The 14,485-nt window shown below is 46.7% G+C and carries 11 protein-coding genes; 10 read left to right on the top strand and 1 reads right to left on the bottom strand.

The annotated features are described in order from the left end of the window. Positions 1 to 86: 86 nt before the first annotated feature. The 4 genes from mltG (at position 87) to BP95_RS0103115 (ending at position 5,485) form a co-directional block, all read left to right on the top strand. Positions 87 to 1,148, top strand: coding sequence for an endolytic transglycosylase MltG (mltG, locus tag BP95_RS0103130; protein WP_028531387.1), 1,062 nt, complete (start codon positions 87 to 89; stop codon positions 1,146 to 1,148). A 17-nt stretch (positions 1,149 to 1,165) separates the two neighbouring features. Then, positions 1,166 to 2,101 carry a peptidase U32 family protein gene (locus BP95_RS0103125; RefSeq protein ID WP_028531386.1) on the top strand — a complete coding sequence of 312 codons (936 nt, stop codon included), beginning with the start codon at positions 1,166 to 1,168 and terminating at the stop codon, positions 2,099 to 2,101. Between the two features lie 17 nt (positions 2,102 to 2,118). Beyond that, positions 2,119 to 3,459 (top strand): peptidase U32 family protein, encoded by a 1,341-nt coding sequence (locus BP95_RS0103120; RefSeq protein ID WP_028531385.1) that lies wholly within the window; start codon positions 2,119 to 2,121, stop codon positions 3,457 to 3,459. Positions 3,460 to 3,661: 202 nt separating this feature from the next. Further along, positions 3,662 to 5,485 carry a peptidoglycan D,D-transpeptidase FtsI family protein gene (locus BP95_RS0103115; protein WP_051613972.1) on the top strand — a complete coding sequence of 608 codons (1,824 nt, stop codon included), beginning with the start codon at positions 3,662 to 3,664 and terminating at the stop codon, positions 5,483 to 5,485. 61 nt (positions 5,486 to 5,546) lie between these two features. Here BP95_RS0103115 and ytvI read toward each other — a convergent pair whose 3' ends face one another. Then, complete coding sequence (gene ytvI, locus BP95_RS0103110; RefSeq protein ID WP_028531383.1) at positions 5,547 to 6,707, bottom strand: sporulation integral membrane protein YtvI; 1,161 nt, start codon at positions 6,705 to 6,707, stop codon at positions 5,547 to 5,549. A 191-nt stretch (positions 6,708 to 6,898) separates the two neighbouring features. Here ytvI and BP95_RS0103105 point away from each other — a divergent pair, with 191 nt between their 5' ends. The 6 genes from BP95_RS0103105 to BP95_RS0103080 all read left to right on the top strand — a co-directional run bounded on the left by BP95_RS0103105 (position 6,899) and on the right by BP95_RS0103080 (position 14,463). After that, positions 6,899 to 8,275: a polysaccharide deacetylase family protein gene (locus tag BP95_RS0103105; RefSeq protein ID WP_028531382.1), complete on the top strand. Its 1,377-nt coding sequence runs from the start codon at positions 6,899 to 6,901 to the stop codon at positions 8,273 to 8,275. A 521-nt stretch (positions 8,276 to 8,796) separates the two neighbouring features. Then, on the top strand, positions 8,797 to 10,527 hold the full coding sequence (locus tag BP95_RS0103100; RefSeq protein WP_028531381.1) for an ABC transporter substrate-binding protein: 1,731 nt from the start codon (positions 8,797 to 8,799) through the stop codon (positions 10,525 to 10,527). Positions 10,528 to 10,611: 84 nt separating this feature from the next. Next, entirely contained in the window at positions 10,612 to 11,568 is a 957-nt protein-coding gene (locus tag BP95_RS0103095) for an ABC transporter permease (protein WP_021256991.1), read from the top strand. Positions 11,569 to 11,584: 16 nt separating this feature from the next. Beyond that, positions 11,585 to 12,505: an oligopeptide ABC transporter permease gene (gene opp4C, locus BP95_RS0103090; RefSeq protein WP_021256990.1), complete on the top strand. Its 921-nt coding sequence runs from the start codon at positions 11,585 to 11,587 to the stop codon at positions 12,503 to 12,505. Between the two features lie 9 nt (positions 12,506 to 12,514). Beyond that, positions 12,515 to 13,498 (top strand): ABC transporter ATP-binding protein, encoded by a 984-nt coding sequence (locus BP95_RS0103085; RefSeq protein ID WP_028531380.1) that lies wholly within the window; start codon positions 12,515 to 12,517, stop codon positions 13,496 to 13,498. After that, on the top strand, positions 13,495 to 14,463 hold the full coding sequence (locus tag BP95_RS0103080; protein ID WP_021256988.1) for an ABC transporter ATP-binding protein: 969 nt from the start codon (positions 13,495 to 13,497) through the stop codon (positions 14,461 to 14,463). Before BP95_RS0103085 ends, BP95_RS0103080 begins: the two co-directional genes overlap by 4 nt. Positions 14,464 to 14,485 lie beyond the last annotated feature (22 nt).

Below are 14,485 nucleotides of genomic sequence, written 5' to 3'. Positions count from 1 at the left end.
TAGAGTCGATGGATGGCATCGGCTAACTGATATTTTACGGAAAAAGGGCGGATTTCCGCTCTTTTTCCATGTAGGAGAGTGTGTGGATGAAGAAAGGCTCGAAGGTGCTGCTCACGATCAGCCTTGTGCTTCTACTCGTAGCTGGCGCTGGTGTTGGTTATATATGGAGCGGAATGCGTCCGCTCGCGCAAGAAGAACGGGAGATTCCCGTTTCGATCCAACAGGGCTCTGGAACAGCAGCAATCGCATCACAGCTGGAGGAGCAGGGAATTATTCGCAATGCACTCATTTTTAAAGTGTATTTGAAATGGAACGGGGAGGGAAGCCGCTTCCAAGCGGGGAAATACACGTTCCGTCCCGGTGTTACCTATGACGACATTATCGCGAAGCTCAACAGCGGGGAAGTCGTTCCGGAAGAAATGGTTCGCTTCACAATTCCAGAAGGTTATACCGTAGAACAAATTGCGGACAAACTAAGCAATGATGGCGTTGTGGATAAGAATCGCTTCTTGAAGCTGGCAAATGATACGGCTTGGCTTAAGGGACAGGCCCCGATCGCTGTGCATATTCCGACTGACGCCAAGTTGAAGCATCGTCTTGAAGGATACTTGTTCCCTGAGACCTATGAGTTGAAGAAGGGGAGTTCTGAGGAAGAGATCATTGCACGGATGGTGCAAGAGACAGAGAAGCGATTGTCGGAGGCTTCCGCAACTTGGGAATCCGATTTGAAGACACGTGGTCTGACGCTGCACGATATGCTGACCTTGGCTTCGCTTGTTGAGCGAGAAGCGGTTGTGGATGAAGAGCGTCCATTGATTGCGGGCGTCATCGATAATCGAATTGCAAAGGGGATGCGCCTGCAAATTGATGCCACCGTTCAATATGCACTGGACAAGCCGAAGGAACGTTTGTATTATAAGGACTTGGAAATCGACAGTCCTTACAATACGTATAAAATAGATAAATTGCCGCCAGGGCCTATTTCCAGTCCAAGTACGGCCTCCATTCAAGCAGTATTGAAGCCGGAGGCTTCAGAATATTTGTATTATGTGACGAAAAAAGACGGCACCCACACGCATCTGTTCGCCAAGACATTCCCAGAGCATCAGCGTAATATTGAACAGAGCAAGAAAACGGCAGCACAATAGAAAGCGGTGAAATGAACATGACTTATCAACCTGAATTGCTTGTTACCGCAGGCAGTGTTGAGGAATTGGAACGCTTGCTTCAAGCAGGCGCGAATGCAGTCCTCGTCGGGGAAGAAAAATATAGCATGCGCATGCCAGGCGAAATGACCATTGCAGATATCGAGGCAAGCCTGCCGATCGTCCGCAGCCATAACGCCAAGCTGTATGTTGCAGTAAATAATATTATGCATAATGAGCATCTGACAGATCTGTCGTCTTACTTGAAGCGACTTGAGGAACTGGGCGTTGATGCGATTGCCTATGGCGATCCAGCTGTAATTATGGTTGCACGAACAGCAGCGCCAACCCTTCGTCTGCAGTGGAATGCGGAGATGACATCGACGAACTATCGGACAGCTCAGTACTGGCAGAAGCGTGGCGCAAGCCGTATCGTTGCTGCCCGCGAGCTGAATCTGGAGCAAGTGGTAGAGATGAAGCGCGAGCTTCCGGATATGGAAGTTCAAGTTCAAATCCATGGGATGACGAATATTTATCATTCCAAGCGCCATTTAGTCCACCATTACATGCGTCATCTTGGCAAAGAAGAAGGCACATATGAGGTAGGGATGGAACAGAAGCTGTTCCTCGTAGAGCGTGAACGTCAGGATGAGAAGTTCCCGATGTATGAAGATGCGAATGGAACACATATCATGAGTTCAGACGATATGTGCATCATCGAAGATTTGAAGTTGCTGCTCGATGCGCACATCGACAGCTTTAAGATCGAAGGAATTTTAAAGTCTATTCATTACAATGAAACCATTGTTCGCGTGTATCGCGAAGCAATTGATAGCTATATCGCCGATCCTAAAGGGTATTCCATGAAGGAAGAATGGCTGGAACGCATTCGTGCGGTTCAAGATCCAGAGCGAGAGCTCTCATTCGGATTTTTCTATAAAGAACAAATGTATTAAGGAGGGGGCGTACAACGATGAGTACACAAACGAAACGTAAATATAACGGCAAGCGATATCGCTTGGATAAGCCGGAATTACTTGCTCCCGCCGGTAATTTGGAGAAGTTGAAGTTCGCCATTCACTACGGTGCGGATGCCGTATACATTGGCGGGCAAAAATACGGTCTGCGTTCCAATGCGGACAATTTCAGCTTTGAAGAAATGCGTGAAGGTGTGGAGTTTGCTAAAAAATATGGGGCGAAGGTGTTCGTGGCGACGAATATTTATGCGCATAATGAAGATGTCGAAGGCTTGGAAGAGTATCTTCGCAATCTGGAGAATGCGGGCATTAGTGCCATTATTGCTGCAGATCCATTTATCATTGATACTGCCATGCGCGTGGCGCCGAAGCTGGAGGTTCACGTAAGTACACAGCAGTCCATCGCGAACTGGCAGACGATTCAATACTGGAAAGATGAAGGCATGCCTCGCGTCGTCTTAGCTCGGGAGACGAGCATGGATGAGATTCAGGAAATGAAAAATCACGTTGACATCGAAATTGAGGCCTTTATTCATGGTGCGATGTGTTCTTCTTATTCTGGACGCTGCGTGTTGTCCAACCACTTCACAAACCGTGATTCCAACCGTGGCGGCTGCTGCCAATCATGCCGTTGGAAATACGATCTGTTCGAGGATGACCGTGCAGATGCCATGGATATGATCAGCGAAGAGGAAGCTTCCGGTTCTTCTGTATTGGAGCAGTTCCGTCTGGGCGTCAATCAAAAGGCGTTGTTCGATGAGAATGACAATGCGTTCGCCATGAGCGCGAAGGACTTGTGCATGATTGAGCATCTGCCGGATCTGATCGATGTTGGGGTGGACAGCTTCAAGATTGAAGGCCGGATGAAGTCGATTCACTATGTGGCTACGGTCGTTAATGTGTATCGGAAAGTCATTGATGCGTATATGGCCGATCCGGACAATTATGAGCTGAAGCAGGAATGGCTGGATGAGATTTACAAGGCGGCTAACCGTCCTGTCAATACAGGTTTCTTCTACGAAGAGCCGGATCATGAGGATCATATTTACGAGCCGGAAGACAAGCCTGCACCTTATGATTTCGCTGGATTGGTTATGGACTACGATGCTGAGACAGGCATCGCGACGGTTCAACAGCGCAATCACTTCAAGGTTGGAGCTGAGGTTGAGTTCTTCGGCCCGAACAATACGTTCTTCAAGCAGAAGGTAGAGAAGCTGTGGGATACAGAAGGCAATGAGCTGGATGCAGCTCGCCATCCGCTGCAACTTGTGCGTATGAAGGTCGATCAGCCGGTTACGTATTTCGATATGATGCGTAAGAAGAATGCCAAAGCGTAAGTGATTTAGAATAACGAGATAGAGTGAGCCCTTACCGAATGGTAGGGGCTTTTTTTTGTGCAGAAATAATGCCGAGTACGTGTGAACAAAAGGATAGGTTGGGGCACGATCCAACACTTGTGGTTATGCATAAGGAGAAGTGGGCAGTAATGGTACTGAAAAGAAGAAACGGACTTCGTTTGTGGAAAAGGAGGTGGATGAAGTGTTGTCGCGCCAGCGTTCGAAGCGGCAGAAGCTCATGTACAATCGGCTTGTTCTGCTCGCATGTGCCATTACCGTAATGATCGGAATCTATATTGTTAGATTAGGCTGGCTTCAGCTGTTGTTCGTGCACAGCAAGGTGGGTGATGGTGTCCATACTGTTCTGCAGCGCACCGTCATTCAACGGGCACGTGGTGTAGTGCTGGATGATGGACGCGGCTCGATCGTAGATCGGGCTGGGCGCCCGTATACGGGTCAGGTCGTGAAGGCCCTTGTCCTCTTCCCAGTGAATAAAAATGCTATTCGTACGGATGCAGTTCGGAGCATGGCGCTCTGGCTGCACGAGTCAGAACAAGAAGTCCGGCGTCGATGGGAGGAGCTTGTCGAACCTTACATTTGGCCGAATGAGAAGGATAAAAAATTGCCCTTCGAGCTGAGTACAGAGCAGGCCGAGCGAATTGGATTATCGGATTGGGAAGGGATTCGAGTACTTCCATATACGGTTCGATATCCGCTTCGTCAGCATACTCCGCAATGGGTAGGGGCTATTGCGGATATGACGGATACATCGAGCAATGAGTATTTCAAGAAGAGTGGCAACAATGCTGATTCAAGTATTGTTGGTGTATCGGGTTTGGAACGAACGTTTGAACCATTGCTCAAGGGATTGGGCGCCACGACAGTCGTCCATTATACAGATGCAAGTCAACTGCCGCTGCATGGACTCGATGTGCGCTTACGGCGTCCTGATAATCCATATTATCCATTAAGGCTTATTACGACAACGGATCAGACAATCGAAGCTGCTATTGAGCAAGTACTTGATCGGCATCATATTGAGAAGGGATCGGTAGTCGTCCTTGATGCAGCAACAAGGGATGTGGTGGCGATGGTGTCCCGCCCTGCCGCAGATCCTTATCATATAGAGCCGGAGAAGGCAGCTTGGAACAATCGAGCAACCAAGGCCCTCCCTCCGGGGTCTGTCTATAAGCTGTTCATTGCGGCTGCCGCAATGGAAGCGGGACTGACGCAATTGAATGAACGCTTTTCCTGCGATGGGCATTATGGGAAGTATGGTCTAGCGTGCTGGTTGCCGGAAGGGCATGGTACGTTGACATTGCGCGAGGCATTGGCAGAGTCATGCAATGAAGTGTTTGCTGAGCTGGGAGAACGATTGACAGGGCATCAGCTATTGAACTATGCCAAGACAATGGGGCTAAGCGGGCTTGTTGGTATGGTTTCGGATGATGAGATGGGCCACCGGAGTTTGCGGCATTTCGAAGCGGAGGAAGAGAGTCGAATATTTCCTGACGATGTACAGCCGGGGAATGTGTCGGGAGGAGAACGAGCTCAATCTGGTATCGGGCAGCGGAATGTGCGATTGACACCTTTGGCTGCAGCCAACTTCGTTGTAACGCTGCTTCAGAATGGAAACTTCGGATCACCACGATTAATTCAAGAAGTCCAGTATGCCACAGGAATGCCGATCGTTCGATTCCCTGTACAAGTCAAAAAGGAGCGAGTGATGAAGCTGGAGACAGCCCGCAACGTAATGAAAATGATGGTGGATGTCGTCCAGTATGGTACGGGGCAATCGCTTAAACAGACTTCCTGGAACGTTGCAGGCAAGAGTGGTACGGCCCAAGCAGAGGCATATGGGACGGCTAACGTACATACATGGTTTATAGGGTACGGCCCAATTGAGAAGCCAAAGTATGCAGTGAGTGTCGTCAGCGAAGATGACCAATCTGGCACTTCGCATAAGGCAACAGAGGTATTCCGAGCTGTAATGGATGTGCTGGCTGCACAGCCTCCACATAAATAGCAGGCCAATCTCCTCAAGGAAGATTGGCCTGCTATTTCATATCAACAAGGTATCATGGTTTCTACTTGTTCTTTGGTTCTCCGTTATCTTTATTGTCCTCACTTTGATCTGGAGAAGTATTGTCAAATGGATGTCCAGATACAAATTCTTCTTTAGGCATACGAATCCAACGTTTTAAATAACCTTGATCGTAAAGAGCTTTTATTAAGATCAAGAGGACGGTGGACATGACGATGCCGATAACCCCGAACAATGACATGGACACGATCATGAAGGACAGCATCGTAAATGCGGATACCCCAAGCGATGTCCCCGTAATCTTCGGATCAAGGATTTGCCGGATTAGAAGGGTGACGCCCATAACGACAGCAAGTCCAATGGCTAGCGATGTATTCCCGATAATGAGCAGGTAGGCGATCCAAGGGATAAAGATGAATGGAATCCCTAAGAGCGGCAGTAAATCAAAAATTGCCGACAATAAAGCGACTAAGAAGGAATTGCTCACGCCAAGTACAAGCAGACCGATAAACACAATGACGAAGGTAACGGAAATCAGCTTCAGTTGAGCCTTTAAGTAAGCAGATAACCCCTTCAGCACATTTTCCTTTAGAAATATGTAGGCTTTTAGAAACGTGCGCGGCGTTTTATTGCGGGCAACTCTTCGCCAAGTATCAATCTCGATGCTGAGGAAATAGCCAAGGATTATGGCGATGAAAAAGTTCAGCGTAAACGTCGAGAAGGACGTTATTTGCTTAATGAGCAGGCTGAGAAATCCGACGATAAATTCGGAAATATGCTGGGCGGCGTTGCCGGCATATTCATTGATGCGGCCAGATACATCAGGCGGCAGTGATTCATACCGGTTCTGCAAGTACGTGGCGATGTTCACCAATTCACTCTGAACTGCCTTAATATAGGTAGGCAGCTTGGCTTGCAGCTCGATTGCTTGATGCACGAGAATAAAACCGAGTCCAAACATAGCTCCTAGAATGACAAGTACGAACAATAAGACGGAGATGGCCGAAGCGATAGCTTTCCGCATACCCCGCCGGTGAAGAAATGCCGCCAGCGGTTCGATGAACATGAACACGATGAAGGCTAGAAAAATAGGGGCGGCTATCGAGTACAAGTAGCTAAACGTGTACATGATTAAATATGCAGTCAAAATCAACAAGGCGATATCAAATGCTGTCCGCCAATACTTACGGTAAAATGCAATCATAGAACAGACTCCTTTTCACCAAATAACAATATGATAATCATTGTACACGAAACGATTTCCCGTGCCTATTCTTTGTTCATTATGTTACAATAATAACAGTTCATACGTAGAGTAAGTATACGTATATGTTCAAGTCTGAAGAGCTTGAGAACGTTGCATTTTATTATGTATATAAGAAACGGGGAACTGGGATGGTAGAATTCATTTTATTATGGGGGTTTTACATCCTGACGTTTTATGCGTTTCTCCCTGGCTTAATCAGCCGCCTGTTTGGATTTCGTGTCTTCCAGAAGGGACGTGCAGAACGGGAACTGGCATTGACATTCGACGATGGTCCAGATCCGATCTATACACCTCAGCTGTTAGACCTATTGAAGAAATATAATGCCAAGGCAACATTCTTTGTGGTTGGCATCCACGCAGAGCAGCATCCAGACGTGCTGAAGCGAATGCACGATGAGGGTCATCTTATCGGTATTCACAATTATGTTCATAAGTCCAACTGGCTGATGCGTCCAAAAACGGTGAAACGTCAAATCCGTAAAACGTCAGACATTATTGAATCAGTAACTGGCAAACGATCGAATTACTATCGACCGCCTTGGGGGATTGTCAATCTATTCGATTATGGCAGATTGGGTCACTTGCAAATTATATTGTGGTCTGTTCTATTCGGGGATTGGCGGAAGAAGCTCGGCTCTGAACGCTTGTATCGGCGTATGATGAAGCGATGTCGGGGTGGGGAAGTTCTTCTGCTGCATGATTGCGGCCTTACACTTGGGGCAGATCGGGAAGCGCCAGCGAATATGCTGGCGGCATTGGAACGGTTTCTAGACGAAGCGGAGAAGCGTGAGCTGCGCTGTGTCCGTGTCGATGAGCTCATTCGATTGACCGATCAAGCCCGGATGAAGAATCCAAGCTTGCTTAGACGCATGGTCGTACGTCTCTGGTTTCTCTATGAGAAAGCCTTCCACTCCGTCTTTGCGTTGAAGACAACGAACCATGAACAGCCTGTGTTTCATTTCCGTGTTCGTCCGTATCATGGCAAGGCCGTAGTCTTAGATGACGGAGTAGAATTGAAGCATAATGACCTGGTACTGGAACTGCATTTCGACAATCGACTATTATATGATATTGGTCATCGGTCGAGGAGTGCGATGCAAATTGCAATTCAGATGATACGTTCCGTAGAACGTACGCTGCCAGAGCTTGCTGATTACTTGCTAAGCGATCAGAATTTACGGGCGAATGTGAAAGCATTGTACGGAGTAAGCATGATGCACCGGGGACCCGAGCAATTCGGATTTACGGTACGAGATTTGCCAAGAGGATTATTCTCCTGGGTGTCTCGGAGATACTTGCGGCTGCTGATGAGCATTATTCATCCACAGGGACAGAATCGATTGAGGCAGCAAGCGGAACAGATGATTCCGAAGTTGATTATTATGTCGACAGAAACCTTGTTATCGCGTTATGGAAGAGATAGAAATTATGCATATGATGCGAACGCTTCTGAGCGGCTTGTGCTCGTCGATAAGAAAGTAGAGAATGTGGCGCATCCGTTATAATTCGATATATTTACCAAATAATAACATTTGATTTAAAAGCTTTGAAAAATGACATTGTTCATTTTTCAGAGCTTTTTTTGTACTCCTTAACGGAATGAGTATTTATGCAACTTTTATGCAAGAAAATGAAAATGCAGAAATGCACATTCTGAGAGGAATAAGTAGACAGTTATCCACTGAGGGGATACAATATAGTGAAATAGGATCAGATTTCCGTTTTTAGTATAAAAATAGTTTGATTTTTTGAGACGATTTTCCTATGATTGATAAAAAAAAGTTATCGAACGAAAATTAAAATCTTTTAAGGTAAAGCTGACATAAGCATTTACAAATACGAAATTATCAAGTAGTATTATGAAAAAATATTCGTCTCTTGGTGAGGAATTGGTCATTCTTTCTTATTTTATTGACCAATGTTCTATAAAAGAGTATATAGCCGAACATTCGAAGCTAACTAGGTAATATGTATACAACTTTTATACTAATTATAAATGTCATCTAAGAAATAAGGGGAGAATGTTGTGAAAAAAAGTCTTAGCACTATGATTTGCTTATTGTTGTCATTGACACTTATTCTGTCTGCTTGCGGAGGCGGGAATTCCTCTAAGGGTACAGACAAGACTACTGGCCAAAATACAGAACAACCGGCTGAAGAATTGGTAACCGATGGCTTGATTAAAGCTTCGGATGTATCCTTGTCTCCAGAGCTTGCGAAGAATCGTAAGGACACGATGATTATCGGCATCACGTCACCAAGTGGTATTTTTAACCCACTCTTTGCAGACTCAACGTACGATAACTATATTAATACTTCCATATTCACCAGCATGATCGAAGTTAACAAAGACGGTACTTATAAAGAAGGCATTGCAGAGAAATGGGAAATTTCCCCTGATAACCTTGTTTATACGTTTACACTTCGTGATGGTTTGAAGTACAGTGATAATACTCCAGTAACTGCGGACGACGTAGCATTCAGCTTGACTGTTTTGCACGATAAATCCTATGACGGTCCTACTGATATTATCAAGGACGCTCATATTAAGGGCGGCAAAGAGTATAAAGAAGGAAAAGCGACATCCATTGAAGGTATTAAAGTGCTTGATGCACGCACGATTCAAGTAACAACGACAGAAGTGAATGCATTGGCATTTTCCGCTATCGGTTCCGTAGGCGTGCTTCCCAAAGCAATCTACGGAAAGGATTATAAGCAAGGCAGCCTTGGTTACATGAGAGATCTGTTCACGCATCCGGTCGGCAATGGGCCGTACAAGCTTGAAAAGTTCACTCCAGGTCAAGAGGCAGTATTGGTGGCAAACGAGCTGTTCTACCAAGGCAAGCCTAAAATCGAAAAATTGATCTACAAATTCACGACGTCGGAAACAAATGTGCAATTGATGCAGGCCGGCGAAACGGATATGGATTTCATTGATGTTAACAAAGATACGATCGAGCAATTGAAAGAATTCGGGTTCGTTGATATTAACCTGTTCCCAGCGAACAGCTATGGTTACATCGCATTCAACCACAAGCATGACCAATTTAAAGATAAGCGTGTACGCCAAGCATTGACTTACGGTCTGAACCGTAAGGAGATCGTTGATGCCGTATATCAAGGCTATGCAGACGTTCTGAACGTTCCGCAATCCAAAGTATCTTGGGCGTACACAGATGATGTGAATAAGTACGATTTCGATCTGGAAAAAGCAAAACAATTGCTGGATGAAGCAGGCTGGAAAGTTGGCGCAGACGGCATCCGTGAAAAAGACGGCAAGAAATTTAAGATTACGTTCACAGCTACAACTCCTAACCCTGTAAACGATGCAATTATTCCGCTTGCTCAAGCGAGCTACAAAGAGCTTGGCATTGAATTCGTTGCAGAGCAAATGGACTTCAATGCAGCTATAGACAAGCGTAAAAAAGGCGATTTCGACATGATGTTCTTGGCGTGGGCTTTAACACCAGACCCGCAATCCGGTGAAAATGTGTTCAAGTCTGGCGGTTCCCAGAATGATGTTGGATACTCCAATCCGAAGGTTGATGAGTTGTTCACGAAAGCTGGAGCAATGGTCGACACAGAAAAGCGCAAGGAAGTCTTTAAAGAGTTGTATAAAGAGTTGAATGAGGATCTTCCTTACATCTTCTTGTACCAGCGTCGTGATATGTGGGCGAACAACGCTCGCTTGCAAGGCTTCGATATGTCGCCATATCGCAACTTCACGTATAGCCTGCCACAATTGCAAATTCAATAGCCGCAAGGCATATGAATAATGCCTGCAAAATGCTCAGCCTCCGGGCTGGGCATTTAGGCTTATATAAAGCTAGGAGGAATAATTATGAAGCAATACGCCATTCGGCGGCTGTTACAATTGGTTCCTACGATAATAGGGGTATCCGTTATCCTGTTCGCCGTATTTGCATTGGCACCGGGTAACTTTATCGATTCGAACCCGACGATTTCCAAAGAGCGCGCTGCTGAACTTAAAGCGATTCATGGTTTGGACAAGCCGCTTACTGAGCGTTACTTCACTTGGGCGAGCAACACACTCAAGGGAGATCTGGGGATGTCGATACAGCATAAGCAACCGGTTACAACTGTACTTAATCGCTATATGTGGAATTCCTTTATGATCGCTGCAATCGTATTAGTTTTATCATGGGCAATAGCAATTCTTGTCGGTGTATTTTCTGCTATCAGGCAATATTCATTTTTTGATGGGGTAGTTACGTTTCTCGTATTTGCCTTAATGTCATTGCCATCGTTCTTTGTTGGCTTATATGCAATTAAAGCGTTAGCTGTCGACTTCAAAATATTCCCTGTTGGCGGAATGTACACCTCCGGAAGCAATGCTACCGGATTGGCCCACTTCTGGGATCTGATTCACCACTTAATGCTGCCAGTTATCGTATTGACTGCACTGAGTGTAGGATCGCTTACACGGTATTTCCGTACGAGCATGCTGGAAGTTATCCGTCAGGATTATATCCGTACTGCACGTGCAAAAGGCTTGAAAGAAAGAACAGTTATTTTCAAACACGCGCTTCGCAACGCAATGCTGCCTGCAATTACGTTGCTGGGTATCGAGCTTCCGGGATTGTTCGGTGGCGCAATGATTACAGAGAAAATCTTCAACTGGCCGGGTATCGGCCGCATCAACCTGGAAGCAATCACGTCGCGTGACTACTTCCTGTTGATGGGCTTCACGATGTTCTTGGCATTGCTCACTGTTGTAGGTAACTTCTTAGCTGACGTGCTGTACCGCGTGGCTGATCCACGTGTACGCATGAAATAGAAAGGGGAAAAAGCTCGTGTCTCAAACTGCTACTAATTCTGCGGCTGCAACAGCTGCATCGAAGACGAAGCCTGCTTCCCCGTGGAGGTTGGCATTTAAGCAACTTAGCAAGAACAAATTCGCAATGGGCGGAATTGTCGTTGTAGTCTTGATGTTCATCATTTGTTTTATTGGTCCGCTGTTCTCGCCATATACTTTGGATACGATGGGCCCAATGAAAAATAAAGGTCCTTCCGCTACGCATTGGCTTGGTACAGACAACCTTGGACGCGACATTCTGCTCCGCGTTATGCTTGCAGGTCGCGTATCCTTGATCGTCGGTCTCGTTGCGATGATTATCTCTGTCACAATCGGTAGTACACTAGGAGCACTTGCAGGTTACTATCGCGGGTGGGTTGATTCCATCATCATGCGTCTAGCAGATATTATGATGTCGATTCCTAGCTTGCCGCTCTTGATCATTCTTGGTGCGGTACTATCAGATATGAAGGTTCCGCCGGACAAGCGGATTTTCGTCGTTATGTTCTTGCTCGGATTCATGAGCTGGCCAAGCTTGTCCCGTCTCGTGCGCGGACAGATCTTGATGCTGCGTGAGCAAGAGTTCATGCAAGCGGCAGAAGTGCTCGGTCTGCGTGACCGCCGCAAAATCTTCCGTCATTTGCTCCCGAACACGATTCCGATCATCATCGTCGTAGCAACATTGACGGTTGCGGGTGCAATTCTGCAAGAGTCGGTATTGAGTTACTTGGGTCTAGGGGTTGTGCCGCCGACGCCATCATGGGGGAACATGATTACGGCAGCGAACAACTTGATTGATTTCCAGAAGCGTCCATGGTTGTGGATTCCGCCGGGCGTATGTATTTTCATGACAGTAATTGCGATTAACATCATTGGTGACGGCTTGCGGGACGTCCTCGATCCGAAAATGAAGAGGTAGGGATACGTTATGTCAAATAACTTGATCGAATTTCGCAATTTGCGGACGAATTTCTATACTAGCAGCGGCGTCGTAAGAGCGGTCAATGATGTCAGCTTCTCAATTAAAGAAGGAGAAACGCTGTGTGTCGTTGGTGAATCCGGATGCGGAAAAAGCGTAACAGCGATGTCTCTTATGCGTCTTGTCTCTCCTCCGGGTAAAGTGGAGGGTGGACAGATCTTATATAATGGCAAAGACTTGCTTGGAATTAAGGAACGTGAAATGCGCCAGATTCGCGGTAACGAAATCGCGATGATCTTCCAGGAGCCGATGACGTCTCTGAACCCGGTATTTACGATCGGGGAACAGCTGACAGAACCGATCCTGCTGCATAAAGGCGTTACGAAGAAGGAAGCAAAAAAACGTGCGATTGATCTGATCGAACTGGTCGGCATTCCACGTGCGGGACAAATCTTAGATGCATATCCGCATGAGCTTAGTGGTGGTATGCGTCAACGGATTATGATCGCGATTGCGCTTAGCTGTGATCCGAAGCTTCTCATTGCGGATGAGCCGACAACAGCGCTCGACGTAACGATTCAAGCACAGATCTTGGACTTGATGCGCAACATTAAGAAGGAATTCAATACGGCGATTATGATGATCACGCATGACCTTGGTGTCGTAGCGGAAATGGCTGACCATGTTGTCGTTATGTATGCAGGTAAAGTGATTGAAGAAGCTCCTGTGCTTGAGCTCTTCAAAAATCCGAAGCATCCATATACACAAGGTCTCTTGAAGGCAAAGCCGGTCATCAATGAGCGTATGGAGCGTCTATATACGATTCCGGGACAGGTTCCGAACCCTGTTGAACTCGGAGAGAACTGTTATTTCAATGATCGTTGCGAGCATTGCATGTCCATCTGTACGGATAAGCAGCCTCAGCTTAAGGTGTATGACAACAAACATAAGACAGCATGCTGGCTGTATGAAAAGGGAGGGGACGTACAATGAGTCAACAACCGTTGCTACAAGTAGACAATTTGAAAAAATACTTCCCCATCCAGGGCGGTATTTTATCTAAAACGGTAGGCCATGTTCGTGCGGTTGACGGCGTGTCCTTCAGCTTGAATAAAGGGGAAGCGCTTGGTCTCGTAGGGGAATCCGGATGCGGTAAGTCGACTACAGGTCGTACGATTCTTCGCCTGCTCGACAAGACGGAAGGACAAGTATTGTTCAACGGTGTAGAGATTCATGACTTGTCGAAAAAGGAATTGCGCAGTATGCGTCCCAAGATGCAGCTTGTGTTCCAGGATCCGTACAGCTCCTTGAACCCGCGTATTAAGATCGGCGATGCAATCGGTGAAGCCTTGATTGACCACGGCATTTCTTCGAAGAACGAAGTGCGTGATCGGGTCAAAGAAATTTTGACGATTTGCGGTCTTGCTCCTTACCATATCGATCGCTACCCTCATGAATTCTCTGGTGGTCAACGCCAGCGTATCGGGATTGCGCGCGCCTTGGTGCTGAACCCTGAATTTATCGTAGCGGATGAGCCGGTATCGGCGCTCGACGTATCGATTCAAGCACAGATCATCAACTTGCTGAGTGATCTGCAAGAGCAGAAGAACCTGACGTACTTGTTCATTTCTCACGACTTGTCGGTCGTTGAGCATTTGTGCAACCGTATCGGGGTTATGTACTTGGGCTCGCTCGTTGAGATGGCTCCTCGTGATGAGCTGTTCAGAAATCCGCTTCATCCGTACACGAAGGCATTGCTGTCTGCGGTGCCTGTACCAGATCCAACACGCAAGCCTGATCGGATCGTATTGCAAGGGGATATTCCAAGCCCGGCGAATCCGCCATCCGGCTGTAAGTTCCATACGCGCTGTCCGTTTGCGACAGACATCTGTAAGCAGGCGGTTCCGGAGTATCGTGATATGGGCGGCGGACATCAGGTTGCTTGCCATTTGGTCTAATTTGAATAATTCTCGTTATTTG

This window comes from Paenibacillus sp. UNC217MF (assembly GCF_000686865.1).
Taxonomy (GTDB): Bacteria; Bacillota; Bacilli; order Paenibacillales; family Paenibacillaceae; genus Paenibacillus_B; species Paenibacillus_B suaedae.
The sequence above is the reverse complement of the archived record's forward strand: the minus strand, read 5'-3'. Positions and strand labels throughout refer to the sequence as shown.

Excerpts from the sequence above, each read along its gene's own strand:
- mltG (WP_028531387.1), top strand. The coding sequence starts at position 87 with ATGAAGAAAGGCTCGAAGGTGCTGCTCACGATCAGCCTTGTGCTTCTA.
- BP95_RS0103125 (WP_028531386.1), top strand. The coding sequence starts at position 1,166 with ATGACTTATCAACCTGAATTGCTTGTTACCGCAGGCAGTGTTGAGGAA.
- BP95_RS0103120 (WP_028531385.1), top strand. The coding sequence starts at position 2,119 with ATGAGTACACAAACGAAACGTAAATATAACGGCAAGCGATATCGCTTG.
- ytvI (WP_028531383.1), bottom strand. The coding sequence starts at position 6,707 with ATGATTGCATTTTACCGTAAGTATTGGCGGACAGCATTTGATATCGCC.
- BP95_RS0103105 (WP_028531382.1), top strand. The coding sequence starts at position 6,899 with ATGGTAGAATTCATTTTATTATGGGGGTTTTACATCCTGACGTTTTAT.
- BP95_RS0103095 (WP_021256991.1), top strand. The coding sequence starts at position 10,612 with ATGAAGCAATACGCCATTCGGCGGCTGTTACAATTGGTTCCTACGATA.
- BP95_RS0103085 (WP_028531380.1), top strand. The coding sequence starts at position 12,515 with ATGTCAAATAACTTGATCGAATTTCGCAATTTGCGGACGAATTTCTAT.
- BP95_RS0103080 (WP_021256988.1), top strand. The coding sequence starts at position 13,495 with ATGAGTCAACAACCGTTGCTACAAGTAGACAATTTGAAAAAATACTTC.